The sequence below is a fragment of the Maricaulis alexandrii genome (assembly GCF_005871165.1).
Taxonomy (GTDB): Bacteria; Pseudomonadota; Alphaproteobacteria; order Caulobacterales; family Maricaulaceae; genus Maricaulis; species Maricaulis alexandrii.
The window spans coordinates 96,724-122,351 of sequence record NZ_SWKP01000006.1; the positions used below are offsets into that span (position 1 = coordinate 96,724).

20 protein-coding genes are annotated in these 25,628 nt (G+C 62.5%); 7 read left to right on the forward strand and 13 right to left on the reverse strand.

What is annotated here, in order from left to right:
- Positions 1–22: 22 nt before the first annotated feature.
- The 3 genes from FCS99_RS06775 to FCS99_RS06785 all read right to left on the reverse strand — a co-directional run bounded on the left by FCS99_RS06775 (position 23) and on the right by FCS99_RS06785 (position 3,017).
- Entirely contained in the window at positions 23–892 is an 870-nt protein-coding gene (locus FCS99_RS06775; RefSeq protein WP_138511330.1) for a hypothetical protein, read from the reverse strand.
- A 91-nt stretch (positions 893–983) separates the two neighbouring features.
- On the reverse strand, positions 984–2,024 hold the full coding sequence (locus FCS99_RS06780) for a hypothetical protein (protein WP_138511331.1): 1,041 nt from the start codon (positions 2,022–2,024) through the stop codon (positions 984–986).
- Between the two features lie 96 nt (positions 2,025–2,120).
- A complete protein-coding gene (locus FCS99_RS06785) occupies positions 2,121–3,017 on the reverse strand; it encodes a hypothetical protein (RefSeq protein ID WP_138511332.1) in 897 nt (298 codons plus the stop codon).
- A gap of 217 nt (positions 3,018–3,234) precedes the next feature.
- Between FCS99_RS06785 and FCS99_RS06790 the strand changes: the two genes are divergently transcribed.
- The 5 genes from FCS99_RS06790 (at position 3,235) to FCS99_RS06810 (ending at position 10,273) form a co-directional block, all read left to right on the forward strand.
- Complete coding sequence (locus tag FCS99_RS06790; RefSeq protein ID WP_138511333.1) at positions 3,235–4,467, forward strand: YjgN family protein; 1,233 nt, start codon at positions 3,235–3,237, stop codon at positions 4,465–4,467.
- Positions 4,457–5,863 carry a M48 family metallopeptidase gene (locus FCS99_RS06795; RefSeq protein WP_171036273.1) on the forward strand — a complete coding sequence of 469 codons (1,407 nt, stop codon included), beginning with the start codon at positions 4,457–4,459 and terminating at the stop codon, positions 5,861–5,863. Before FCS99_RS06790 ends, FCS99_RS06795 begins: the two co-directional genes overlap by 11 nt.
- Positions 5,864–5,941: 78 nt before the next feature.
- Positions 5,942–7,315: a methylenetetrahydrofolate--tRNA-(uracil(54)-C(5))-methyltransferase (FADH(2)-oxidizing) TrmFO gene (gene trmFO, locus FCS99_RS06800; protein ID WP_233352691.1), complete on the forward strand. Its 1,374-nt coding sequence runs from the start codon at positions 5,942–5,944 to the stop codon at positions 7,313–7,315.
- A gap of 340 nt (positions 7,316–7,655) precedes the next feature.
- Complete coding sequence (locus FCS99_RS06805; RefSeq protein WP_171036274.1) at positions 7,656–8,279, forward strand: class I SAM-dependent DNA methyltransferase; 624 nt, start codon at positions 7,656–7,658, stop codon at positions 8,277–8,279.
- Between the two features lie 80 nt (positions 8,280–8,359).
- Positions 8,360–10,273 (forward strand): S9 family peptidase, encoded by a 1,914-nt coding sequence (locus FCS99_RS06810; RefSeq protein WP_138511337.1) that lies wholly within the window; start codon positions 8,360–8,362, stop codon positions 10,271–10,273.
- Position 10,274: 1 nt separating this feature from the next.
- On the opposite strand, the gene FCS99_RS06815 is transcribed toward FCS99_RS06810, so the two are convergent.
- Both FCS99_RS06815 and FCS99_RS06820 read right to left on the reverse strand, forming a co-directional pair.
- Positions 10,275–10,970: an SDR family oxidoreductase gene (locus FCS99_RS06815; protein ID WP_138511338.1), complete on the reverse strand. Its 696-nt coding sequence runs from the start codon at positions 10,968–10,970 to the stop codon at positions 10,275–10,277.
- A gap of 106 nt (positions 10,971–11,076) precedes the next feature.
- Entirely contained in the window at positions 11,077–11,892 is an 816-nt protein-coding gene (locus FCS99_RS06820) for a squalene/phytoene synthase family protein (protein ID WP_138511339.1), read from the reverse strand.
- Between the two features lie 107 nt (positions 11,893–11,999).
- Between FCS99_RS06820 and FCS99_RS06825 the strand changes: the two genes are divergently transcribed.
- Together FCS99_RS06825 and FCS99_RS06830 are read left to right on the forward strand one after the other, a co-directional pair.
- Positions 12,000–12,602: a superoxide dismutase gene (locus FCS99_RS06825; protein ID WP_138511340.1), complete on the forward strand. Its 603-nt coding sequence runs from the start codon at positions 12,000–12,002 to the stop codon at positions 12,600–12,602.
- 81 nt (positions 12,603–12,683) lie between these two features.
- Positions 12,684–13,952, forward strand: a complete 1,269-nt coding sequence (locus FCS99_RS06830) for a serine hydrolase domain-containing protein (RefSeq protein WP_138511341.1) — start codon at positions 12,684–12,686, stop codon at positions 13,950–13,952.
- A gap of 186 nt (positions 13,953–14,138) precedes the next feature.
- Here FCS99_RS06830 and secF read toward each other — a convergent pair whose 3' ends face one another.
- The 8 genes from secF to FCS99_RS06870 all read right to left on the reverse strand — a co-directional run bounded on the left by secF (position 14,139) and on the right by FCS99_RS06870 (position 25,609).
- On the reverse strand, positions 14,139–15,086 hold the full coding sequence (gene secF / locus FCS99_RS06835; RefSeq protein WP_138511342.1) for a protein translocase subunit SecF: 948 nt from the start codon (positions 15,084–15,086) through the stop codon (positions 14,139–14,141).
- 12 nt (positions 15,087–15,098) lie between these two features.
- Positions 15,099–16,751, reverse strand: coding sequence for a protein translocase subunit SecD (gene secD / locus FCS99_RS06840; protein ID WP_138511343.1), 1,653 nt, complete (start codon positions 16,749–16,751; stop codon positions 15,099–15,101).
- 38 nt (positions 16,752–16,789) lie between these two features.
- Entirely contained in the window at positions 16,790–17,092 is a 303-nt protein-coding gene (gene yajC / locus FCS99_RS06845; RefSeq protein ID WP_138511344.1) for a preprotein translocase subunit YajC, read from the reverse strand.
- A 133-nt stretch (positions 17,093–17,225) separates the two neighbouring features.
- Positions 17,226–18,149, reverse strand: a complete 924-nt coding sequence (locus FCS99_RS06850; protein WP_171036275.1) for a M23 family metallopeptidase — start codon at positions 18,147–18,149, stop codon at positions 17,226–17,228.
- A gap of 131 nt (positions 18,150–18,280) precedes the next feature.
- Positions 18,281–18,514 carry a hypothetical protein gene (locus tag FCS99_RS06855; RefSeq protein WP_138511346.1) on the reverse strand — a complete coding sequence of 78 codons (234 nt, stop codon included), beginning with the start codon at positions 18,512–18,514 and terminating at the stop codon, positions 18,281–18,283.
- A gap of 234 nt (positions 18,515–18,748) precedes the next feature.
- Positions 18,749–19,390, reverse strand: coding sequence for a protein-L-isoaspartate(D-aspartate) O-methyltransferase (locus tag FCS99_RS06860; protein ID WP_138511347.1), 642 nt, complete (start codon positions 19,388–19,390; stop codon positions 18,749–18,751).
- A gap of 14 nt (positions 19,391–19,404) precedes the next feature.
- Positions 19,405–20,199 (reverse strand): 5'/3'-nucleotidase SurE, encoded by a 795-nt coding sequence (gene surE / locus FCS99_RS06865; RefSeq protein WP_138511348.1) that lies wholly within the window; start codon positions 20,197–20,199, stop codon positions 19,405–19,407.
- Positions 20,200–20,338: 139 nt separating this feature from the next.
- Positions 20,339–25,609 (reverse strand): VCBS domain-containing protein, encoded by a 5,271-nt coding sequence (locus FCS99_RS06870; RefSeq protein ID WP_233352692.1) that lies wholly within the window; start codon positions 25,607–25,609, stop codon positions 20,339–20,341.
- Between the last annotated feature and the right edge of the window lie 19 nt (positions 25,610–25,628).

The following is a 25,628-nucleotide window of genomic DNA, read 5'->3' on the forward strand; positions in this document are numbered from 1 at the left end:
CCCCCGCCTTCTCCACTACGGCTCAAGTGTCAGACGCCTCGGCCGCTTCGATTTCCCGGATCCAGTCATCCTGCCGGCCACTGATCGCCAGGGCGAAATAGGCATTCAGCCCGTAGCTCATGAGCGTCAGCGGCATGTAGATCAGGGCCGAAAAGGCTGCGGCCGGCCAGATCGCCGACCAGTCGATCACCTCCCCGCTCAACATCGCCGTCATCATCTCGTCCTGCATGGACAGGCCGGGTGCTATGGCCGAGATCACGGCTGACGCAATGCCGACGACGAAGGACGCCACAAACAGAATGAGATAGGCGAGCAGGGCTTTCGTGACATGGCCCTTCATCCCCGCCCAGGCCCGGCCGACGGCGAATTCATGCGTCATGGCGCTGAGGGCGACGGCCGGTGTCAGACGCAGGGCGACATAAATGATGAAAACCCCGAGCGGCAGCATCAACAGGGTGAGCGCAATAAAGGCCGGGTGGACTGATGCCAGCGCGGTGATCAGCAGTATCGCAAAAACAGGCACCCCCATGACGGCCAGGGTCAGAGCAACAACGGTGATCAGGCCCCACAATTCCGATGCGCCGAAGCGCAGCGGAACCGGTCCGCCATCCTGTCCCAGGGTCAGCAAGCGCATCCAGGCCACAAAGGGCAGTATCCAGACCACGGCGCTGACGCCGAGGGCCAAGAGTTGCTGAAGCATATAGCCGGACATGTCGGCCGGCATTCCGGACCCGTCCATCGTGGGCACGGGCATGATGCGCAATTGAAGCGCAAATCCCAATACCATCCAGACGAAGGTCCAGCCCAGAAGAATCCAAAAGGCACGCGACCGAATCCGCGCGACCAGAAACGCGAATGCGACCGCATTCATCGGATTGATTTCACGGGTCATGTCAGCCCCCAATTACCCCGCACAAGCGCTAGCACACGGCCACAATCAGGGCCAGAAGGCGCACCAGTTGCACGCCTTCCGGGCTTGCCCCCTACCCTTCGCTCGGGCTGGCACCCAGCGGATGGTCCTTGTCCAGATGGGACGCATCCGTCTCGGCACTGGCGTCGTCATCATTGCGGATGGCGTTATAGGCGCCGACCGAGTGCCACATGGCCTCCATCATGATCTGGCCGGCATAGCTGACCAGGAAGGCGACCACCAGGCCGATGATGGCACCCGGTGTGGACACCGCAGCCAGGAAGGCGTCGAACACGATTTGCGGATCCTCGGTCCCGGTCATGGGTTCCAGCATCTCGATGAGCGGCATGAACAGGCCCAGCAGGATCATCTGCGTCACGACCCCCACCACGGAAGAGACGACCATCATCATGACCCAGACTGCCAGATAGGCGACGAGCATTTTCCAGAACACACCTTTGGTGGCGGTCCAGCTTTCGAAGAAGCGGAATTCACCTTCGCGGATGGTCATGGCCGGCGCACTGGCCAGTTTGACGGCCAGGACGAGAACGGCGCCCAGGGTGATCAGGACCAGCATCACGGCCAGGAAGACGGCCCCGCCGGTCACCCCGGCATTGCCACTGGCCTCGCCGGCCACAGCACCGCCGACACCGGCCACAAGGGCGACCACGATGATCCCGGCATACCCCACTACCGCCATCACGACATACATGACATTCACGCCCAGCAGGCGCACTTCATCCCCACCGAAGCGGAAGGGGATCAGCGGTTTGACCTCGCCCTTGGTGAGATAGCGAAGCCAAGCAGCCTGAATACTCAGCGACGCCATGATACCGACCGGAATGGACAGCATGAAGAAGCCGAAGAAGGGGCCGAAAATGCCCAGCAGCCGGCCCAGCACCTCATCATCGTCGAGCGTGCCATTGGCATCCGCCGCGACAAGCTCGAACACGCCGACAAAGGCGGGCCACAGGATGTAAAGGCTGACCGCCGAGAGAACGCCAATCAGGACAAGTTGGCAAATGCCGATCCAGATCGCCCCGCGCGGATTGCGCCCGAGGCAATTGAAGAAATGCAGGATGGCTGCGCCGAGATCAAAAGGCTTCGCGGTCATGATGGCTCCCTCCACGCCGTTCATGGTTGAAAGCCTATCATGCGCCGTTCGCGCTTTGAGGCCAGAGGGATGCGCGCCCAGCGTGTCCCGCCCCGGCTATTGCGGCGCCAGGGCCCGCATCCGGTTCTGGTAGATATAGGCGTAGAGGCCAGAAAACACGGGGATGTTCACGGCGGAGAACAGGCCCATCCAGAGCGAGTATTCGCGCATGCGGGCCATGCCCGGCGCCGCCGCATTGTCCTCGCCCAGAAGGTGCGCCACTTCCAGGATCCGGTGCCCGAGACCAGCGCTGATCACTTCATAAAGGCCGAGCTCCAGAATGATGATCGGCAGACCCGCCAGTATCAGCGTGGCCGCAATCTGCCAGCCATTCTTGTCGCTGAGCGGCCAGACCTTCATGACCCGGATGGCGCCCTGCGCGATCGTGGCGGGCAGGGACAGGACCAGGCGCGCGGACAGCCAGGTCACGATCGCCGCGCCACCCAGGCCGAGGGCGATCACCGCGATCCAGTCGGCGGTGCCCATATAGCCGATCGCCTCGAGGAGATCGAAACCGGTCTCTTCCGGATCCAGCCCGGCGCGCTCCAGTGCCATGCCGGCGACCGTGCCGAACACAGTTCCCCAGAAAAGGAAGACCAGCACGAAGATGATGGCCGTCAGCAGGGCGATGAGGATTGAGACCACGAAGACCCGGAACTCGTCACGGCCCAGTTGCAGCCCCATCCAACCGGAGAAGTCGCCGCGAACGGCCATGCGCAGTGCGGCGGCGGACAGCGCAACGCTGCCAATCATGGTGCCGATCGACAGGATCGGAACCAGCGGTGCCACACTCGGACTGATCGCCCCGGTCGCCAGCATCTGGGTCAGCGCCAGATAGAGGGCGTAAGCGACGGTATAGGGCAGGCCCGCAATCAGGATCGGGCGCCAGTGCGCGATGAAGAAGGCATAGGCGGCCAGGACGCTGCGCAGGATGGGAACGGCGGTCGGGGTCATCAGGCTCTCCGCTGGATGTGCGTCAGACATACCCGGCCCTGTCGCGGGATCAAGCGTGACGCGCGGTCGCGGTCGAACGCAAACCGGTCCTGAACCGGCTCATGTCTCTGTTCGCGGACCGGCCAAAGAACGCATTCCGGACTTAACCCCTGTTTCGCGTTGACCGCGCGGCGTGCCGCACTAACGTGAACGGGTTGAGTGTGTGTGGGGGCGTTCCATGGATGATGATCAAAAGCCGACGGCTGGCGGGGCGCCGGCCGAGGGTGACCGCGCGGCCTCCGTCCCGGATACCGGCGCAGGAGATGCGGCCACACCACCGCCTGCCAACCCGCCCGCCGAACCGGATCAAGGACCGGCAGAGCCCCGCGAGGGTCTCGTCTTCAACCAGACCGCGACCTGGGGCGGGATCTTTCCGATCACCCTGCTCAACGCCCTGTTGAACATCATCACCCTGACCCTGTGGCGCTTCTGGGGGCGAACGCGCGTGCGCCGTTATCTCTGGTCAACGACCACGGTGAACGGGACGCCGCTGGAATATACCGGGTCGGGCTGGGAGCTGTTCCGCTCCTTCGTCATCGTGATGCTGGTCATCTTCCTGCCGATCTACGCCGTGATGTTCGCCGGCCAGCTTTTGCTGCCGCCGGACAAGTTCATGCTCTATTTCGGGCTGGCCTATATCCCGGTCATCCTCTTTTTCTACTGGCTGCTGGGAATGGCGGTCTGGGTCGCGCGGCGCTATCGCCTGTCGCGGACCACCTGGCGCGGCATCCGGCTGGGCCAGTCCGGTTCGGCCAACCGCTTTGCCTGGGCCACGATCGGCTATTCCATCCTCACCTCGATCACGCTGGGCTGGTTTGCGCCGGCAGCCGAAATGCGCCTGACCCGCATGCTGTGGGCCGACACCTATTACGGGGATCGCCGTTTCAATGTGCCGCAGAGCGATGAAGGCCTGGCCGGACCGACCTATGGTGCCTTCGCCCTGGCCTGGATTGCCGGTCTGTTGGGCTATTTCGCTTTCATCGCGGCCTATATGGCCCTGACCTGGGATACGATCGAAGCAGGCGGGCAACCCAATTTCGACATCGTCCTGATCATCAAGACCTATGCCGCCCTGCTGGTCTACATGATCGTCGTAGGCATTTTCAGCCTGCCCTACGCGGCCGCCCTGCTGCGCCGCAAGGCCCAGATCGTCAGCTTTGAAGGCGTGACCTTCTCCATCAAGGCCAACACGTTCAGCCTGGGTTGGGTGTATGCGGTGAACTTCCTGATCATCGCCTTCACCCTCGGCCTTGGCCTGCCCATCGCGCAGATGCGGCTGTGGCGGTATATCTTCAAGCGTCTGGAGGCGGAGGGCGAGATCGACATCGCCAGCATCCGCCAGAATGCCGACAAGGGACCGAAGTCCGGCGAGGGTCTCGCCGATGCCTTCGATATTGGCAATGTCATCTGATCCCCGCCCGATCACCGGCGAGTTTGCCGATGGCGACAGTGCCCGCATCCATCAGGTTGTTGTCGCGGTCGAAGGGGAGCGCCTGTCGCTGACCGGCGACAGTCTGCGCCTTTTCTGGCGGATCAAGCGCCTGCGCCGCCTGCCTGACCGGCCGGACGGGTCCGTGGTGCTGAGCGAGGCCGAATCCGATGCCCGGCTCAGCCTGACACCGGAGAATGCCGCACGCCTGCGCCCCCTGCTTCCCAAACTGCTCGATGATCGCAAGGTGCGCCGCGGCACCTGGATGCTGGGCGGCGCGCTGACCGCCACCGCGGCCAGCCTGGCGGCTTTCATGGTCTATGGCCTGCCGCTCCTGGCCACGCCGCTGGCCCAGACCGTTCCGCTGGATGTGGAATCCCGGCTGGGCGAGCGGTCCAACCAGTTCGTGGCCTGGTTCACGGATGAATGCGAAACGCCGGAGGCCACACAGGCGGTCTTGGACGGTCTGGGGGACCGACTGGAAACCGTATCGCAGAGCCCATTCGAGCTGAAATTGCGCATTGTCGATGCGCCCTTCCCCAATGCCTTTGCCCTGCCCGGCGGCTGGATCGTGATCACGGATGAGCTGATCGACGAAATGGAAAGCCCCGATGAGCTGGCCGGTGTCCTGGCCCACGAGGCCGCCCATGTCGCGCAGCGCCATGTCATGGCCGCGCAATTGCGGGAAATGGGCTTCGGAGTGCTGCTGGAATTCCTGATCGGTGGCGGGACCGGGGCCGGACAGGAGATCGCCCGGACGGGAGCCACGCTGGAAAGCCTGCGCCATTCCCGTGCCGCCGAAGCTGAAGCGGACGAATACGCGCTGGCCTATCTGGACGCGGCCGACATGAACCCGGAGGCTCTCGCCGACTTCTTCGACCGGATGCAGTCCGTATTCGAGGACATGGAGGCAGACATCGAGGCGGCGGAAGCCGAGGACGGGACTGAACGTTCTGAAACCCGGCAGGAACGGGCGGAAGCCTGGCTGCGCTCCACGCTGCGCACTCACCCGGACACGACACGCCGCGCTGAAGAGTCCCGGGCGGCCGCAGCCGGTCTGGACTGGTCCGGCACACCGGCCCTGAACGATGAGGACTGGGCTGCGCTCGGTGTGGTCTGCGAGACCGGCGTCCGCACCAATGACACGGCGATGGAACGGGCGGCCGACCGGATTGCGGATGTGCTGAGCGCGTCCAACAAGAGCGAAGATGGCGCCGAGGTCGGGACGCAGGCCGAAGCGGTCAACGATCCTGACACGATCATCGCCCCGGAAGTGGCCGACACCCGGTCACCGGAGGAGATCGAAGCCGTGCAGAACCGGCTGGACGAGGCCATTGAGGCCGGGATTCAGCCCGCCTCCGAACCGGAACAGCCCTGAACCTCCTGGGCGCACTGACCCCGCTCGCTTGACTTCAATCGGCTGCGGCTCGATATGCCGCGCATGACTGATCAAGCGATGAAACCCGTACACGTCATCGGCGGCGGCATGGCCGGCTCCGAGGCCACCTGGCAGCTCGTTTCCCGAGGCGTGCCCGTTATCCTCCACGAGATGCGCGGCGTCGTGGGCACCGATGCCCACAAGACGGACGGGCTGGCCGAGCTGGTCTGCTCCAACTCCTTCCGTTCGGACGACCACCAGACCAATGCAGTGGGCCTGCTGCACGAGGAAATGCGGCGCCTGAACTCGATCATCATGCAGGAAGGCGATAATCACCGCCTGCCGGCCGGCGGTGCGCTGGCCGTGGACCGGGACGCGTTTTCCGATGCCGTCACGAAGCGCCTGAGCGAGCATCCGCTGGTCACGATCGAGCGCGGCGAGATCCCGGCCCTGCCGCCGGAAGACTGGGACAGTGTCATCATCGCCACCGGTCCGCTGACCTCGGAAAGCCTGTCCAAGGCGATCCTGGACGCGACCGGCGAAGGCGAGTTGGCCTTCTTCGACGCCATCGCCCCGGTGATCCATCGCGAGAGCATCAATCTGGACAAGGCCTGGTTCCAGTCGCGCTATGACAAGGGCGAGACGGAGGCCGAACAGAAGGCCTATCTCAACTGTCCGATGGACAAGGACCAGTATGAAGCGTTCATCGACGCTCTGCTGGCTGCGCCCAAGACCGAATTCAAGGAATGGGAAGAGAACACGCCCTATTTCGACGGCTGCCTGCCGATTGAAGTGATGGCGGAACGGGGCCGCGAAACCCTGCGTCACGGCCCGATGAAGCCGGTGGGCCTGACCAATCCGCACAATCCGACCGTGAAGCCCTGGGCGATTGTCCAGCTGCGCCAGGACAATGCGCTGGGCACGCTGTTCAACATGGTCGGCTTCCAGACCAAGATGAAATACGGCGCGCAGACCGATATTTTCCGCATGATCCCGGGCCTGGAGGACGCGCAGTTTGCCCGCCTGGGCGGCATTCACCGCAACACCTTCCTCAACTCGCCGCGCCTGCTGGACGACCAGTTGCGCCTGAAATCCCAGCCACGCCTGCGCTTTGCCGGCCAGCTGATCGGCGTTGAGGGTTACGTGGAAAGCGCATCCATGGGGCTTCTGGCCGGCCGCTATGCCGCCGCTGAGCGCCTGGGACAGCCGATCTCTGCCCCGCCGCCGACCACGGCTTTGGGCGCCCTGATCGCCCATGTCACTGGCGGTCATCTGGATGCCGGCAAGGGCAGTTTCCAGCCGATGAATGTCAATTTCGGCCTCTTCCCGATGATGCAGGCCCCATCCCGCGATGAAGAGGGCAACCGCATCCGCGGCAAGGCCAAGAGCGTCGCCAAGAAAAAGCTGATGAGCGCCCGGGCCCTGGAAGACCTGGCCAGATGGGCCGGCTGAAGCCCACCGCCGGCCTCAATTTCCAGCTCTGGAAACCGGACAGCTCAAGCGCAGTCCGGACACGCCACATGTGCGCATGCCTGAGCTTACGCGCCTCAGTGTAAAGCCAGGCCAATTCTGAGATACAGAAATTGAAGCCAGAACAATAAAAGCATTGATTGCCCTTTGATGAAATATGAACTTCAATTTCACGAAACGGTCGCAAGAAATTGCATGCTCGAAAATTGGTGCTCGCAAATTCATCAACTTTCAAAGGGATAGCGAATATTTTTCGAGCTGGCTGGACTCCTGTCCGGGGAATGTGCTTGCCTTATGCTGTAGCGCAACAAAGAGGGCAATCATGAGCGAGACCTACCTCGACAAGATCTACACCGTCACGGATCAGGATGGTCAGCGCGACGCCTATGATGACTGGGCGGACAGCTATGATGATGATCTGGACGCGAATTCCTACAAGACGCCCGGCCGCATCGCCGAAGCGTTGAAACAATGCCTGCCGAGCGATCAGGCCAATCCGCGCATTCTGGACTGGGCCTGCGGGACCGGCCTGTCCGGGGCCGCATTGAGCGAAGCCGGCTTCACCCGGATGGACGGCTGCGACATTTCCGAAGGCATGCTGGTGCATGCGCGCGAGAAGAAGCTCTACAACAAGCTCTTCACCACGCCGCTGGGCGTGCCGGATCCGTCCATGTTTTCCGATTATGACGTTGTGACCGCTGTGGGCGCCGTGTCCGTGGGCGCCGCGCCACCAGAATGCCTGCCCGCCATTTTGGACGGCCTGCCCTCCGGTGGCCGCCTGGCCGTGTCGTTCAACGCGCTGACGCTGAAGGACAAGGCCTATATGGACACGCTGGACCAGGTGGTGGCCCGTCCGGACATCACGTTGGAATTCAGCGAGGAAGGTCCGCACCTGGAGGCCGAGCACGTCTCCAAAAGCCGCGTCATGGTGCTGGCAAAGGCTTAAGACACAGGCTGACGGCCGGGCCGTATTGCAACCGCGGGCAGACTTAGCTTCAATGCCTCCGTTTTCATTGGGGGGTTCTGTTGCGTTTCTTGTCTTTGGCCCTGTGCGCTCTTGGCGCACTGGTGGTTCTTGGTGCGGCCCAGGCCCAGCCGACCCCCATCGAGCATTTTGTCCGCTACAACAAGGTCGACACGCCGGTCGTCAGCCCGAATGGACGACGTATCGCGATGGTGTCGGAAGCGGACGGTTTGCGCATCGTTCTGGTTCTCTCGCGCGATGGCGAAGCGCCCCGCGCTGTCAACGCCGATGCCGTCAATCCGGAATCCCTGTTCTGGGCCAATGATGATGTTCTGGTCATCCGCGCGAGCATGGAGCGGGACCGGAATTACGACGACGACTTTTTTACAGAGACCACAATGTTCGCCTTCGACCTGCAGAATGGCGAGTTGCGCGAACTCTTCGATCTGGGAGCGGATGCGCCACGGTCCAACGGCAATGCCGCCAATGTTCGGGGACGCGATCCGGAAACCGGCCGCCTGGCGGTCCAGATGGCCGACCGACTTTACTCCATTGACCCGAACAATGGCCGCTACCGGTCCATGGACCGGACCATGCAGCCGGTCTTCAGCTACACGCTGGGTCCGGACGGGCAGGCCCTGACGCGGGCCAACTACTCGCAGTTCGAACGGCGCTACTGGCTTGAAGTGAGAACGGATGAATACTGGGAGACCGTGATTGACCGTGAGGAGTCGGTCATTCGACAGGCCGTCTATGGCCTACTGACGGGGACCGATGACGAAATCGTGGCATCGGAACGCCCGTTTTCCGGGACCCGCCGCCTCTTCACAATTTCGGCGACCACTGGCGAGCCCCTGCGCACGCTCTACCAGCATCCTGACTTCGACTTCCGCTCCGTTGAAGTCGACCCTTTCACCAATCTGGTGGTCGGGGTCCAAATTCTGGAGGACCTGCGTCGCACGGAATGGTTCGATCCCGACCTGGCCGCGATTCAGGCCTCGCTCGAGGCCGCCATTCCCGATGCCAGCATTACCCTTGAATCCTGGTCGCAGGACCGGAGCGAGTTCACCCTGGCCGCCTGGCGGATGGACCAGCCGGTCGAGTATTACTTCTACGATTCAAACGACGGCTCGCTCGGACGGCTCGGCTCGGCCTTGCCGGAATTGCAGGCTTCGGGCCTGACAAGCCGTGTTGCCATCACCTTTCCGGCCCGGGACGGCACCGCGATTCCGGCCTATCTCACGCTTTCCGCGGGCGAAGGTCCCTGGCCGCTGGTAGTCCTGCCGCATGGTGGCCCCGCCAGCCGGGATGTTGGCGGCTATGACATGTTCGCCCACTTTATCGCCGACCGCGGCTATCTGGTCGTACAGCCCAACTTCCGGGGATCATCCGGATTGGGTGGCGAATGGGAACGCGCCGGCTGGGGCGGCTGGGGTCGCGGGGTCATGCAGCACGATGTGTCCGATTCTGTGTCCGCCTTGGTCCGCTCCGGTTATGCGCGAGCGGACAGCGCCTGCATTCTCGGAGCCAGTTATGGTGGCTATGTCGCCTTGTCGGCAGCGACCTTCACGCCCGACCTGTTCCAGTGCGCCATGGCCATCGCACCGGTCAGCGATTTGTGGACGATCGTCGATGACGGCGCCTGTTGTGGCCTGACCTCCACCCGGTCGCGCGATTTTGCCCGCATGCTGACCGGGTCAATGGAGCAATCCTCACGCCGCGAGGCTCGCCACATTTCACCCATGGCCCATGCCGATCAGGTCCGCATTCCGCTTCTGATCGCTCACGGTCTCGAGGACAGCGTGGTCCCCGTCGAACAGTCGGAATTCATGGAAGACGCGCTCTCAGCAGCCGGCATCCCCTTCACCATGGTGTGGATGGAGAGCGCCGATCACCATTTCGACACGGTCGAAGCCCGCCGCGAAGTCCTGACCCTGATCGAAGACTTCCTCAGCGAGCATTTGCCCGTCGACTGACCTACCAGGGCAGGTCCTGGCCGGAGACGTGGAAAAAGCGGCCGGACATGGCCGGCTGTTTGTAGGCGCGTGCGATCAGGTCCAGCTGGCCTTCGACGCTCTCGGTGACGGTCAGCTGGCCATTGGGGCCGCCCATGTCCGTACGGACCCAGCCCGGATGCAGGATGAGGACGACGATACCCTTGTCCTTGAGGTCGAGGCTGAGAGATTTGCCGATCGCGTTGAGCGCGGCCTTGGACCCGCGATAGCCATAGCCATGCCCGCTGTCATTGTCGGCAATCGAGCCCATGCGGGAAGATTGCAGGGCAACGACCTTCATTTCCGAAGCAGCGACCTGGTCGGCAAAGGCCTCCACCAGGGCCAGCGGGGCGATCGAGTTCACGGTGAACTCGGTCAGCATGTCGGCATTGGCGGCACTGCCGAAGCTGCGCGTGGAAGGGGCGGCCATGCCGGCATTGGCGAAGAGCAGATCGATCGGTGCCGTCACCGTCTTGGCCAGTTCAGCCGGGCTGGACAGGTCGGTGGCGTCATAGGCGACAATGTCCAGCTTGCCCTCGCCCACCGGCAGGGCTTTCAGGTCATCGGCGGCGTCCGGATTGCGGACGGCAGCCGTGACATGCCAGCCGCGCTCGAGCAATTGGCGGGTGTGTTCCAGGCCGAGGCCGCGATTGGCACCGGTGATGAGCGCGTGATGCATGTCCAAGTCTCCCGAGGATCGTCTGTTGTGTCTTTGATTCAAAACCAGGCACCCGTGATGGCCCAGTCCGTGTCTGCCTGCAACTCTATCCGTACAGGCGCAAAAGTCACCGCCCCGTCAGGGACAACCAGGTCAGCCTCATCTGGCGCAACAAAAGCGGGCGCTCCGGGGCCAGGGCGTAGGGTGAGGCTGGCAGAGCCTTGAGATAGGCTGGCACCAGGACCGCATAGCCCACTGCCGGAACGGCCTCCGGCGGCAGGGCCCCACCGGACCGGAAGTCACGGATGGCACGCGCCGCGGCCTCACGGACCGGACGGATGGCCTCTGCGACTTTCGCTTCACCCAGTCCCTGGGCCAGCATGGCGGGCGTCGCCTCGACGCGGGCCAGATCATCGCCGCCCACGGGTGCCCGTCCGATCCGGGCGCGCAGAGGAAAGGCCCGCAACAGGCCGGTCAGTCCCCAGGCCCTGCCGGCCGCGCGGATACGGTCCGCATCGAGTTCGGCCTCGCACAGGGTTGAGGCCAGCCGGACCAGGCGCCCGGCCGTCTCGTCAACATAGTCCACCACCGCGTCCAGCGAGGTGAAGGGGCGCGCGGAGATGTCATCGAAGCGCGCCTCGATCAGCCCCATCCATTCCGCCTGCGGGATCATGTCCGTAAGCGGTGCGAGCCCTTCCGTGATGGCATGGCGGCGCACTTTGGGCGTCTCCGCATAGAGATCGCTGACGGCATCACGCCACCAGGTCAGCTTCATCTCGCCGATCATGCTTTCACTGGACGCATCCGCGATCTTGCCGAGCTCGTGATTGAAGGCGTAGAGCGCAAACAGCCGGTCGCGCACCTGCGGGGTGGCGAACAGGGCCGCGAGGCGGCGGTCCGGGTCTGCTTTTTGAAGCAGAATGTCGAAATCTTCGTCTTGCATGTGCCTAACCGGTGGACATGGACCTAGCCCACACCATATGTCGGACAACAGAAGAATGCCCGTAAGGGTGCCTACACATCCCACCACCAACCCATTGAGAGGTTTCCATGGCTTTCACTCTGCCCGATCTTCCCTACGCCAAAGATGCGCTGGCCCCTCATATCTCGTCTGAGACGCTGGATTTCCACCACGGGAAACACCACAACGCCTATGTGAACAATCTCAACGGCCTGGTCGACGGCACCGATCTGGCGTCCAAGTCGCTGGAAGACGTGATCCGCGCCACGGCCGGTGTGGCTGACAAGGTCGGCGTGTTCAACAATGCCGCCCAGATCTGGAACCATACCTTCTACTGGCAGTCCATGCGCCCGAATGGCGGCGGTGCCCCGTCTAGTCAGCTGGCCGAGATGATCGACCGCGACTTCGGTTCCCTGGACGGTTTCAAGGATGCCTTCGCCAAGGCCGGCGCCACACAGTTCGGCTCCGGCTGGGCCTGGCTGGTCCTGAAGGACGGCAAGCTGGAAGTGCGCAAGACGCTGAACGCGGAAACGCCTCTGACCGAAGCCGGCGTCACGCCGCTGCTGACCATGGATGTGTGGGAGCACGCCTATTATCTGGACTTCCAGAACCGTCGTCCGGACTACATCTCCACCTTCCTGGATCACCTGATCAATTGGGAATTCGCGGCCGAAAATCTGGCTGCCGCCTGATCACGCGAATTTGGGGTCGCCTAATCGGCGGCCCCGACCTACCCTTCTCCCCGGTCGATAAAAAACCTTGGGGAGAACCTCATGCCCATCCGCAGTTTCGCTGCCGCGCTCCTGATCAGCGTCAGCACGTTTCCAGCCCTTGCGCAGGACATGAATCCGGTCGAGGATCCGCGTGCGCTGGGCTTTGACCCGGCCGGCCTCGCCACCATTGACGCCACGATTGAAGCCCTTTCCGCCGAACAGGCCCGCCCGGGCTATGCCGTGATCATCACGCGCGGTGAACAGGTCGCCTTTGTCGCCGAAGCCGGCACCGCGAATCTCGAAACCGGCGACGTCTTCACGATCGATACCCCGGTGCGCATCGCCTCCATGTCCAAACCTGTGACGGCCGTGGCCATCATGCAATTGGTCGAGGATGGCCGTGTCCGGCTGGACGCGCCGGTCAGCGAGTATCTGCCCGCCTTCGCCGATGTGCAGGTTGCCGTCACCCCGATGGCTGGCGCCGACGGTGTCATCGCCACCCGGGCCCCGGACACCGAGATGACGGTCGAGCATCTGCTGACCCACACCTCCGGCCTCGGTTATATTTTCGAGGGTGAGACAGATCTGGGCCAGCTCTATCTCGACAATTCCCTTTATGCCGGCGATGGCGACCTTATGGCCCGCATGGACCAGCTGGCTGAACTGCCGCTTTACACGGATCCCGGTGATCGCTGGATCTACTCCTATTCGATCGATGTTCTGGGGGCGATCGTCCAGGTCGCGTCGGGGCAGCCCTTCGAAGACTATCTGGAAACAGAGATCTTCACGCCCCTGGGCATGAACTCGACCGGCTTCTTCTTCGACGACGTGGACTTTGAGGAAGAAGACCTGGCGCCCCTCTATGTCCATGACGAGAACGGAGAACTGGTCCTTTATTCAGAAGCCTTCATGCCAGACTGGCCGTCAGGCGGCGGCGGCCTGGTGTCCACGGCGACGGATTATGCCCGCTTCGCCATGATGCTCGCCAATGGCGGCACGCTGGGCGACGTACAGATCCTGGCCCCGGAAACCGCAGCGCTGATGATGCGCCCGCACACCACGCCGGACCAGCTGGGCAATGGCTGGGAGGCGCGGCGCTTTGCCTATGGCGGTGATGTGGTCATCCCGCCCGCCGACGGTGAAACCGCTCGCGGCATTCCGGGTGATTATTCCTGGGGCGGCATGTTCGATACGGACTTCTTCGTCAGCCCGGCGACCGGTGTCGCGGTCATCACGACCACGCAGATCCAGCCGGGACCGAACCGTCCTTCTCCGCGTACCAGCGCCGTGGTCCGCCCCCTGGCCTATCAGGCGATGGCGTTTGATTGACCGGAGGACTTTTTCTGCAGCGGACGCGACGGACTGATCGGTCTCGTGCGTGGAAGGAAGGCAGACGGGTCCCCTCCCTGTTCATGAGCCCGTCTGGCCTGCATGTCCCCCCTGACATGACGCAGGGCCCGCCGAAGCGGGCCCTGCACGTGTTTCAGGGTCATGCCGGAAGAGTGGTCGAAGCGGTCAGACGCCGCCCTGGGTGCTTTCCCGTTCAACATCCGTGAACAGGAGGAGCGGTGCCGCCACGAAGATCGAGGAATAGGTCCCGATCAGCACGCCCCAGATCATCGCGAAGGCAAAGCCTTGCAGCGAGGCCCCACCGATCAGGTAGAGCGAGACCAGGGCCACAAGCGTGGTCGCCGAGGTCAGGATGGTGCGCGACAGCGTGTCATTGATCGACAGGTTGAGCACATCCGCCAGCGGCATTTTCTTGTACTTGCGCAAATTCTCACGGATCCGGTCGTAAACGACGACGGTATCGTTCATCGAGTAACCGACAATCGTCAGGATGGCCGCCACGGTCGCGAGGTCGAAGGTCATCTGGGTCACGGAGAACATGCCGACGGTCGCGATGACATCGTGGACCAGGGCCAGGACCGCACCCAGCGAATACTGCCACTGGAAGCGGAACCAGATGTAGACCAGCATCAGGAAGAGCGCGACGCCGATCGCGACGAAGCCGGTGACGACAAGTTCGCGTGACACGGCGCCACCGATCACGGTCGTGCCCCGGATTTCCAGCCCTTCCACTGAGGTCAGGGCCGTTTCCATGGTCTGGCGAGCGGTCTGGTTGGCTTCCTCGCCGACCGTTCCTTCACCCGGCTGCAGCGGCAGGGCAACGAGGAAGGTGCGCCGTTCCGGGTCGGTATTGCCGGCCTCCTGGACCCGCGGCTCGCCCAATTCCAGGGCGGCGGTCAGGTCCCGCAATTCCTCGGTCGTCGTGGTGCTGCCGGTTTCCACTTCGGTCTGGATACCGCCGCGGAAGTCGATGCCGAAATTGATGCCGACATTGGCGAACTCGAAAAGCGAGAACAGAAGGACCAGGGCGGACAGGGCCAGGGCCACGAAACGGACCCGGATGAACGGCACCTTGGCGGTGGTCGGAAGAAGGTTGATGAGTGCGAGCTTCATGATCCGGCCCCCTTAGATCGGCAGCTGTTTCGGCTTGAAGCCGCGCAACCAGAGCACGGCGAGAAGACGGGAGAAAACAAAGGCCGTGAAGACCGAGGTGATGATGCCGACGCCCAGGGTCACAGCAAAGCCGCGGACCGGACCGGCGCCCAGCAGATAAAGGACGGAGGCCGCAATGAATGTGGTCACATTGGCGTCGAGAATGGCCGCCAAGGCCTGCTCGTAACCGGCCTGGATGGCATTGGCCGGCGTGCGCCCCTTCAGCCCCTCCTCGCGGATACGTTCGAAGATGAGGACATTGGCATCCACCGCCATACCGATCGTAAGAATGATCCCCGCAATACCCGGCAGGGTCAGGGTCATGCCGAGGCCGGACAGGCTGCCCAGGATCAGCACCACATTGACCATCAGGGCCATGATGGAAAACACGCCGAACACGCCATAGGCGGCCAGCATGAAGACGATCACCAGGGCAAAACCGATGATGATGGCCAGCTTGCCGCTCTCGATCTGGTCGTGCCCCAGGCTGGGTGAAACGGTGCGTTCCTCGACCGGCGTCAGCGAAGCCGGCAGGGCACCGGCATTCAGCAGAATGACCAGCTGGGAGGCCGTCTCGTAGGTGTAGCCGCCGCCAATGATGCCCGACCCGCCCAGGATCGGCTCATTGATGCGCGGGGCCGAGATGATCTCGCCGTCCAGCACAATGGCGAACTGGCGACCACGATTGTTCGTGGTCACATCCCCGAAGACGAGCGCGCCCTGGGTATCAAAGCGGAAGCCGACGACCGGACCCGTGTAATTGGGGTGGGTCGTGACGTTGGAATTCGTCAGGTTCTCACCGGTCAGGAGCTGACGGGTCTCGACGGCGAGATACTGGATCGGCTGGGTGTTGGCGACCGGGTAGATGGTCCGCCCCGGCGGCGTGCGCGCCTGGCCATTCGGACCCGGATCGATCGTGCTGTCGACCATGTGGAAGCTCAGCGCGGCCTGGGTGCCGACGAGGTCGATGATTTCCTGCGGGTCTTCCGCGCCCGGCACCTGGACAAGGACACGGTCCTCACCCGCCCGGGCAATCGTCGGGTCGGTTGTCCCAAGACCATCGATACGACGACGGATAACGGTGATGGCCTGGCTGAGCGTGCGGGTCTTGATGGCCGCGAACTGCTCATCGGTGACCGAGATGCGGATGGCACTGGGATCGTCAGGATCCAGGCGCATTTCGTACATCTGCGCCAGGCTGGGACCGCCGAACTCCGTGGTCACCGGACCATTCAGGGTCTGCAACTGCTCGAAGGCCTGCTGGCGCTCGTCCGGACGGATCATCAGGACGACAACTTCATCACCGACCAGCGAGACCGAGCGCGGCAGCAATTGCTCATTGCGCAGGGTCTGGCGGGCATCGGCAGCCAGACCTTCCATCTGGGCGGTGCGGACTTCGTCCATGTCGACCGCAAAAACGATGTGCGAACCGCCCTGCAGGTCGAGACCCAGATTGATGGTTGCGCTGGGAATGAAGCGCCAGATGCCGCGAGGCTCGCGGCTGCCATCGATCTCACTAATCGTGTACCGCTCCTCCTCCGGGACCAGGTTCGGCACCGTGAACAGGATACCGGCCAGGACTACAAGGAAGATGGTGAGCAGTTTCCAGCGCCCGAAATACAGCATGGCAGCGCGGCCTTTTCAGTTGGTCGTCGAGGAAAGGGTCAGTCGTCCTTGGCGTCGTTCGCCGGCTTGGGCTCGGTCCGGCCCTTCACCGAAGCGATCGTCTGACGCACAACGCGCACCTTGACGCCTTCGGACAGCTCGACCGTGACTTCCTCGTCACCGACCTTGGAGACCTTGCCGATCAGGCCGCCCTGGGTGATGACTTCATCGCCGCGCTTGAGGCCTTCCACCATTTCCTTGTGTTCTTTCATCCGCTTTTGCTGCGGACGGATCATCAGGAAATAGAGCACGCCGAACATCAGGACGAGCATGAGAACCTGAGGGCCGAAAATCGCTTCCATGTCAGTCTTTCCCCACAATGGCTGGGCCCGGCGGCATGCTGACATGCGCGGAGCCGAATTTGAAATTGCGCGGGACTATATCGGGGTCACCCCGTCATGCAACAAGGCCTGACTGTTCGAAAGCCGCAGCGGCTCAGCGCAAATAGCTCATCGGATCGACCGGATTGACGCCATTGCGGATCTCGAAATGGACCTGGGGACGGTCCACGGAGCCGGTATCGCCGGCCTCGGCGATCACCTGACCCTGGCTGACCTGGTCACCTTCGCGGACCAGAAGCCGGGAGTTATGGGCGTAAGCCGTTACGAAACCACCGGAATGACGCAAGAGGACAAGCTGGCCATAGCCCGCCAGTTCGGACCCGGCATAAACGACCTGCCCGGCAGCGGCGGCACGGACACTGTCACCGGACCGGGCTTCGATATTGATGCCATCATTGCGGCCACCATCGGGCTTGCGACCGAAACTGGACAGGACCGAACCCCGGATCGGCCAGGCAAAGCTGGGCGCTCCGGCCTGAGCGGGCGGCGGACGGTTTTCGCGCGGCGACGGTGCGGCGGTTGAGGAAGAGCCGGCACTGGTGTCCCGGCTGGCCAGATTGACCACGGTGGCCCCTTGCGGCAGGCGGATCTGTTGGCCCACTTCCAGATTGTACGGCGGACGGATCCCGTTATGGGCCGCCAGCTGCTGGAAAGGCACGTCATACTGCAGGCCGATCCGGTAGAGGTTTTCGCCACGTCGGACGACGTGGACGGCCGGGCGCGGCATGGACAGGACCTGTCCGACATTCAGCGCATAGGGCCGATAGAGCGAATTGGCACTGGCCAAGGCTTCCATGGCGACACCACAGCGCACGGCGATCTCGGACAGCGTATCGCCGCGGCGTACCGTGTAGGCATTGCCGCAATCCATGCGCGTGATCCGGGACGGGCCCGATGAGCCCGATCCGCCGGAATAGGAGCGGTGTTCCACCCGGGCCGGCTCGCGCGGGGTCGACGCACAGGCCGCGAGGCCGGCACTGAGGACCGCAACAAGGCAGATCAGGTTTGCTACACGCATGACGATAGGACGCTCCGGAGCCAGATTGCCCGACATACAGCCATGGCAAGGCTTAACCGCCGGTTATCCATGGCGGGCCAAGTGAAGATATCACGATTTTAGATTATGCCGAGACCCGTCGCCAGAACCGGTTAGCGGGCGCTTCCAGCCGCCTCCAGCTGGTCACGGCACCAGTCCTCGGCCTGCTCTTGCGCTTCGAACCGCTGATAGGTGATGTCCCATTCGTCGACATACACCTGCAGCAGGCGCTCCAGCTCTTCATCATGGCCCTTGGGGGGCAAATAAGCGACATGGCGGCCTGCCAGAACCTCCAGCCCGTCATTCCAGATTTCGCGAAGCAGGCTGATTGGCGGGTAATCACGCACGCGACGAGCATCCACGATCATGGCAGCGAGCTTGCCGGACTCGCACAAGTCAGCAACCCGAAAATTCAAAGTTGAGTGGTCACGTCGGCTGATCTGCCCGTCCAGAGACTGGACCCAAATCCGGGGATCAGACGTGACATCCAGAGTGATGCCCATACCCATGGTCTAACACAAGACCTCAGGGATGAGAGATGATAATTAGATGAAATTATTCAGTGCCTTGCGAGAAAGAAATCAGAGCGCGCGGGCTTCGCCTTTCACCAGCGGTACAAAGCGCACGTCCATGATGTCGCTCTCCACAATCTCACCGCCCTCACGGACATAGCGCACCAAGACCTGTTTGGTGCCGCGGTCCACGGGGGCCACCGCAATCCCGCCATCCTTGAGCTGCTGCAGGATGGTGTCCGGCCGTTCCGGCGCCGAAGCGGTGAGAATGATCCGGTCGAAGGGCGCCTGCTCGGCCCACCCCAGCGTGCCGTCTCCGATCTTGGTGACGATATTGGTCAGGCGCAGGGCCTCGAACCGGGCCTCGGCCTCGCGGGACAGGGTCCGGTAGCGCTCGACGGAATAGACACGGCGCGCCAGCCGCGCCAGCACGGCGGCCTGGTAGCCGGACCCGGTCCCGATCTCGAGCACCTTGCAGCGATCATCGAGTTTGAGCGCCTGGGTCATCAGGGCGACGATCAGAGGCTGGGAAATCGTTTGGCCGCAATCGATGGGCAGGGCCCGGTCATCATAGGCCTGGTCGCCAAAGCGCTGTGGCACGAAGAGATGACGCGGCGTCCGCTCCAGCGCGCCCATCACCTTGGCATCGGTCACACCCCCGCCTCTCAGGCTCATGACCAGCTGGATCATGCGGGGATCGGGGAGTTGCATGCGCTTAGCCTGCCTCAGCTCTTGGGCGGAACGCCGCCCAGCATTTTCTTCAGATTGCCCAGGGTTTCGCCGTGGGTCAGATCCATATGGAGCGGCGTCACGGAAATCTTGCCGTCATAGACAGCCTTCAGGTCCACGCCCTCGGGAGGATTTGACAGGATACCCTTGAAGGCAAGCCAGTAATAATCCATGCCGCGCGGATCGGTCCGGTGCTCGGCGTGCAGGATGTGCTGGTCGCGACGCCCCTGGCGAGTCACCTCCACCTCGGTCACATCCTCCGGCTTGCGGTCCGGGAAATTGATGTTGATGAGCACGTCTTCCGGCCATTTCAGGTCGAAAAGACGGCGCAGGATCGGGGCGCCGTAGAGCTCGGCGGTCTCCCACTCGATCGGATCATCCTTCTTGAAGCCATAGGCCTGCGACAGGGCCACGGCGGGAATACCCAGCTGCATGCCCTGCATGGCGCCGGCGACCGTGCCGGAAAAAGTCACGTCCTCGGCGATGTTCTGGCCGCGATTGACGCCGGACAGGACCAGATCGGGCTTTTTGCCCGGGACGATGTCCTGGACGCCCATGAGGACGCAATCGGTCGGCGTGCCGGAGACGGAGAATTTCTGATCCCCCCATTTGCGCACACGCAGCGGGGAATGCAGCGTCAGGGAGCGCCCGGCCCCCGACTGTTCCTCAGCCGGAGCGACGATCCAGACATCATCGGACAATTGCCGGGCAATCTTCTCCAGCACTTTCAGGCCATGGGCCCGGATGCCGTCATCATTGGTCAGGAGAATTCGCGGGTTTTCAGGGATCATCGTCTTGTCGTCCTCGGCATCGTTTCGAGCACGCTTCTAGACGATTTGGCCGGGCCTGCCAGCCCACAAGTCTGTCATCCAAGAAAGTGTGAGCCAGGCGACTGGGCGGTCGCCTGGCTCATGATCCGCCTGCTGCGAGTTACCAGCCTTCCGGCGTATCAACGGTCGGCTGTATCCAAGTCTCGCCCTCAAGCGGATCAAAATATGTATCCGGACCAATGCCGGTACCGGAGGGCGCGAGCCCGGCAAACGGGTTCGCGCCCCCGGTGGCAGCCCCCATCGCCCCCTCCGACAGGGATTGCAGTCCGGTCAGGCCATCAAGGCCGGCTGTGTCAATCGGAACGTCGGTATCAACGCCCGCAAGATCGGCTTCGCCCATTTCACGCGGCGCATCCGTATCGTCGGACAGCTTGACCAGGAAATTGTCCTGGGACGCGCTCGAGGCCTTGCCGTCGCGCAGCGGATCGACAATCGCTTCCATGCTCGGTGCCGGGGCATCGGTGTCTTCGACGATGATCGTGGCGGAGGCCGGCGTTGACGGTCCGGAAACCTCGACGGAGAAGCCGTCAATGGAGGAGTTTCCGACGCGATTGTCGACAAAGTCGAGACTGTCGAAAGTGAAGCTCACTTCCCGCGGACCATCCGCCGTGTCGACCGTGCCGGACCAGCTGACCGTGGCGTCGGTGATGGAGTTCGCAAAAGACGCCCACACACCGTTGCTGCTATAGCTGCCCGTATAGCCGGACACGTCGATCTCGTCCGGGTCGACACTCGTCGCGACCCCGTCAACATGGATCGTCGCCGAGATCCCATAATCGGCATTATTGCCATTGAGGTGGAAGACCACGCCATTGGTTGGCTGACCATTGGGCTGGGACGCATTGGCCGATGTGCGGACCTCGCTGAACACCTGCCCCGTATCGAAGTCGACGATGAAATACATGCCGGCATTGCCGATCGATTGCGTGGCATCACTGCCGCCCGTGATCACCGTGTCGGCATGCGACACATTATAGTCCACGTTCAGCGTCTCGGTCGTGCCATCCGGAAGGTCACCGAACTGGGCCGGGTCGACCACAAGCTCACCGGTCAGGGCATCAACGGTGAAGGCCACGTCATCGCCGGCCTGCGTGGTCACGGTAACGCCGGTGACCGCCATGGCGTCACCTTCTGCATCGGTCGCGTTCTCGAGCAGGTTCAGCGTCACAGGCGCCGCGTTCTCGCCCACCGTCACGGAAAGCGGACCGGACACGGTCGGCATATCATTGCTGCCCGTGATCATGACGGTGAACTGGGACGTGCCGCTGGTTTGACCATCGCTGATCTCGACCGAGAAGTTGAGCATCACGCTCTCGCCATCGTCGAGATAGTCGAAAACGGCTGCATCGGCGTCGAAGGACCAGCTCAGCACGCCATCAGCCGCATCCAGCGTCATCATGGACGCCAGATCAACGCCGGCCAGGCCCGCCGAAACGCCCATGGCGCGGACCTGGCTGACCGTCGCGGTATGCGTGTCATTGGCGTCCTGGTCGGTATAGGACACCGTCCCGCTTTCACTCAGCGTGGCGGCGTCATCTTCACCGAAGGACAGAGACGCGCCGTCATAATAGAGGACGGGATCATTGGCTCCATCGACGGAAATGGTCACCGTTCGCGGTGTGACACCCCCCTGACCGTCCTCGACATCAAAGCGCAGCGTGATGGTTTCCGTTTCACCTTCGGACAGATCATCGAAGAAGCCCGGATAGAAGGTGATGCTGCCGGACTCTTCATCGAGACTGTAGATCGCATTGCGGTCCGGATTGGCGAACTCCAGCACGACATTGCTGACACTCAGACTGTCGCCATCGGCATCGCTGGCCCCATCCAGCAAATCGACCGAGAAGAAACCGGCGTCTTCCGGCATGCTGACGGACACGGCCGGTGCATCCGGTGCCGTGTTCTGGCCGATGATCGTGATCTCGACCGGCGCCATGACCGTGTCATGACCATCGCTGATTTCGACGTCATAGGTCAGCGTCATGACCTGGCCCGTCGACAGATGCTCGAACAGGGCGGGATCGGCGGAGAAGGACCAGGCGACCGACGGACCGGTTTCGCTGGCGTCAAAGCTGATCAATCCCAACACGTCCTCCGCCGTCAGGGAACCGGTTTCACCGGCCAGGCTGACACCGAGCGCTGTGCCCGTATGCGTGTCACTGGCATCGGGATCCCAAATGCCAATCACACCCTCTGCTTCGAAATCACCCTGGGCATCCACGCCGGCCTCGACCTGAAGCTGGGAGTTCCAGGGCTCGAAATACGGCGCATCATTCTGGCCAACGACCGTGAAGTGGAGTTCGCAGGGAACCACACCGCCATCGGAGTCCTCCAGGTTGAAGCTGATGGTGAGGATTTCGGTTTCACCCTCCGCCAGGTCTTCATACTGGCCGTAAGGGAAGGTGACCGTCCCCTCCTCCAGATTGACATTGGCGGTCACGACCCGGTCGGGATTGTCGGTGTAGGCGGTGACATCCGTTACGATGACACTGTCACTGTCGACGTCCTCGACACTGGCCAGAAGATTGACCCAAAGCGGCTCGCTCTCACCCAGTGACAGCGTGAAATCAACGAAGGTCGGAAGATCGTTCGTCCCCTCGATCGTGACACTCACAGTGGTGCTTTCCTCGGAGCGTCCGTCCGAGAGCACGACATCATAGGTCAGAGTGACGCTCTCGCCTTCCTGCAGATAGTCGAACAGGCTGCTATCGGCATTGAAGGTCCAGCCCAGCTCGCCGTCGGCGGCATTGTCGTCCAGACGCAGCAGGCCGTAGAGATTGTTCGGATTGAGGTCGCCCGCATTGCCCGTCAGCGTCAGGTCGCTGAACCAGCCATAATGGCTGTCACCGGCATCAGGGTCGTCGAAGGCAATGCTGCCGGACGTGGTCAGGGTCGCGGCGTCATTCTCGTCGAACGTCGCCTCCAGCGTGGAGTTCCACGGCTCGATATAGGGCACATCATTCTGCCCGATCACGGTGAAACTCAGCGTGCGCGGCACCACCCCGCCATCGCCGTCATCCAGATTGAAGGCGATGGTCAGCACCTCCACCTGTCCCTCGGCGAGATCCTCGAACTGGCCAGAGGGGAGACGAACCGTGCCTGCTTCCAGGTCGACATTGACGGTGACATCACGGTCCGGATTGTCGGTGTAGGCCGTCACATCCCGGGCTGTGATGGTGTCGCTGTCAGGGTCCTGGACGCCGGCCAGAAGATTCACCCAGAGCGGCTCGCTTTCCGTCAGGCTCAGAGTGAAGTCACTGAAGGTCGGCGCATCATTGGTCCCCGTCACCGTGATCGATACGGTGGTGCTTTCCTCGGAGCGCCCATCCGAGAGCACGACATCATAGGTCAGAGTGACGCTCTCGCCTTCCTGCAGATAGTCGAACAGGCTGCTATCGGCATTGAAGGTCCAGCCCAGCTCGCCGTCGGCGGCATTGTCGTCCAGACGCAGCAGGCCGTAGAGATTGTTCGGATTGAGGTCGCCCGCATTGCCCGTCAGCGTCAGGTCGCTGAACCAGCCATAATGGCTGTCACCGGCATCAGGGTCGTCGAAGGCAATGCTGCCGGACGTGGTCAGGGTCGCGGCGTCATTCTCGTCGAACGTCGCCTCCAGCGTGGAGTTCCACGGCTCGATATAGGGCACATCATTCTGCCCGATCACGGTGAAACTCAGCGTGCGCGGCACCACCCCGCCATCGCCGTCATCCAGATTGAAGGCGATGGTCAGCACCTCCACCTGTCCCTCGGCGAGATCCTCGAACTGGCCAGAGGGGAGACGAACCGTGCCTGCTTCCAGGTCGACATTGACGGTGACATCACGGTCCGGATTGTCGGTGTAGGCCGTCACATCGGTCGCGATGACGCTGTCACTGTCGACGTCTTCCACACTGGACAGGAGATTGACCCACAGAGGCTCGCTCTCACCCAGTGAAAGCGTGAAATCGACGAAGGACGGCAGGTCGTTCGTACCAGTCACGGTGAAAGTGGCGGTGTTTTGAGACACACCGCCCTGATTGTCGCCGACCAGGTAGGTGATCGTGACCGTCTCGTTCTCGCCCTCCTGCAGGTCGGTGAACTGGTCCAGATCAAGCTGGACAGCGTCGTAATTGTTCGGGTCGAGTGTCCAGGTGATGGTCCGGTCGGGATTGGACGAAGACACTGACTGGATTTCCTCGATCCCGATCAGATCACCCTGGTCAACATCGCTCGCTGTCGCCATGAGGTCGACCGAGAACAGGCCGTCATCCTCGCTCTGGGTCCCGGCATCAATCGGGGTGACTATCGGAGCATCATTACTGCCGGTAATGGTGATCGTCAGGTCGCGCGGCACGATGCCGCCATTGCCATCATCGAGGTAGAATCCGATCACAACCGTCTCGGTCTGGCCCTCGGCCAGATCATCAAACTGCCCCGCCGGGAATGTCACCCAACCGGTATCTGGATCAAAGCTGCCTTCGACATTCCGGCCGGAACTGGACTGGAAGATCGTGACATCGCGCGCGATGACGGTATCGCCATCGGCATCCTCGACACTGGCGAGAAGATTGACCGAAAACGGCTCGTCCTCCGGAATAACCGGCGAGAAGTCGACAAAGGTCGGCGTGTCATTGCTGCCGACAACAGTGAAACTCGCCGTAGTGGCCGTGACACCCCCATGATTGTCCCCGACCAGATAGGTAACCGTGACCGTCTCTGTCTCCCCATCCTGCAAGTCGGTGAACTGGTCCAGATCAAGCTGGATCGCATCATTGTTATTCGGGTCGAGTGTCCAGATGATCGTCCGGTCAGGATTCGACGAGCTGACTGACTGGATTTCCTCAATGCCGAGCACATCGCCCTGGTCCGGATCCGTTGCATGCGCCACGAGATCGACGGAGAAGAGCCCGGCATCTTCTGACTGGCTGCCGGCATCCAGCGCCGAGACCACCGGCGCGTCATTGGTGCCGACAATGGTCAGCGTCACAGTGCCGTTGGCGGTATCCGTTCCATCCGTGACGGAGAAGGCGATTTCAACATCCAGCGTCTCGCCTTCAGCCAGATACTCATAGCCCGTCAGCGTATCGAAGATGAGGGCGCCGGTTTCGGGGTCGATACCGATCTGGCCGTTGAACGCGGCCGTATCGAGATAGGAGAGCGTCACCGCATCGCCGTCGAAATCGAAGGCGCTGGCCAGAACGTCGACGGTGACCGTCCCGTTTTCCTGGATCTGTGCCGTCTGGTCCGCATCGATCATGGGACCATTATTGCGACCATCCAGGTACACGGTCCCGTCGTCAAAGGTCAGGGCTTCAACACCGCTAACTGTGGTCGTCCCGTTATCCGTCGTGATCGTGTAGTAGCCGCGGTTTTCATCGACCGATACGTCTCGCACGCTGCCTGAGAAAAGGACC

What these genes read in the sequence shown, in the direction of transcription:
- FCS99_RS06775 (WP_138511330.1), bottom strand. Translation starts at nt 892, where the DNA reads ATGACCCGTGAAATCAATCCGATGAATGCGGTCGCATTCGCGTTTCTG.
- FCS99_RS06780 (WP_138511331.1), bottom strand. Translation starts at nt 2,024, where the DNA reads ATGACCGCGAAGCCTTTTGATCTCGGCGCAGCCATCCTGCATTTCTTC.
- FCS99_RS06785 (WP_138511332.1), bottom strand. Translation starts at nt 3,017, where the DNA reads ATGACCCCGACCGCCGTTCCCATCCTGCGCAGCGTCCTGGCCGCCTAT.
- FCS99_RS06790 (WP_138511333.1), top strand. Translation starts at nt 3,235, where the DNA reads ATGGATGATGATCAAAAGCCGACGGCTGGCGGGGCGCCGGCCGAGGGT.
- FCS99_RS06795 (WP_171036273.1), top strand. Translation starts at nt 4,457, where the DNA reads ATGTCATCTGATCCCCGCCCGATCACCGGCGAGTTTGCCGATGGCGAC.
- trmFO (WP_233352691.1), top strand. Translation starts at nt 5,942, where the DNA reads ATGAAACCCGTACACGTCATCGGCGGCGGCATGGCCGGCTCCGAGGCC.
- FCS99_RS06805 (WP_171036274.1), top strand. Translation starts at nt 7,656, where the DNA reads ATGAGCGAGACCTACCTCGACAAGATCTACACCGTCACGGATCAGGAT.
- FCS99_RS06815 (WP_138511338.1), bottom strand. Translation starts at nt 10,970, where the DNA reads ATGCATCACGCGCTCATCACCGGTGCCAATCGCGGCCTCGGCCTGGAA.
- FCS99_RS06820 (WP_138511339.1), bottom strand. Translation starts at nt 11,892, where the DNA reads ATGCAAGACGAAGATTTCGACATTCTGCTTCAAAAAGCAGACCCGGAC.
- FCS99_RS06825 (WP_138511340.1), top strand. Translation starts at nt 12,000, where the DNA reads ATGGCTTTCACTCTGCCCGATCTTCCCTACGCCAAAGATGCGCTGGCC.
- FCS99_RS06830 (WP_138511341.1), top strand. Translation starts at nt 12,684, where the DNA reads ATGCCCATCCGCAGTTTCGCTGCCGCGCTCCTGATCAGCGTCAGCACG.
- secF (WP_138511342.1), bottom strand. Translation starts at nt 15,086, where the DNA reads ATGAAGCTCGCACTCATCAACCTTCTTCCGACCACCGCCAAGGTGCCG.
- secD (WP_138511343.1), bottom strand. Translation starts at nt 16,751, where the DNA reads ATGCTGTATTTCGGGCGCTGGAAACTGCTCACCATCTTCCTTGTAGTC.
- yajC (WP_138511344.1), bottom strand. Translation starts at nt 17,092, where the DNA reads ATGGAAGCGATTTTCGGCCCTCAGGTTCTCATGCTCGTCCTGATGTTC.
- FCS99_RS06850 (WP_171036275.1), bottom strand. Translation starts at nt 18,149, where the DNA reads ATGCGTGTAGCAAACCTGATCTGCCTTGTTGCGGTCCTCAGTGCCGGC.
- FCS99_RS06860 (WP_138511347.1), bottom strand. Translation starts at nt 19,390, where the DNA reads ATGCAACTCCCCGATCCCCGCATGATCCAGCTGGTCATGAGCCTGAGA.
- surE (WP_138511348.1), bottom strand. Translation starts at nt 20,199, where the DNA reads ATGATCCCTGAAAACCCGCGAATTCTCCTGACCAATGATGACGGCATC.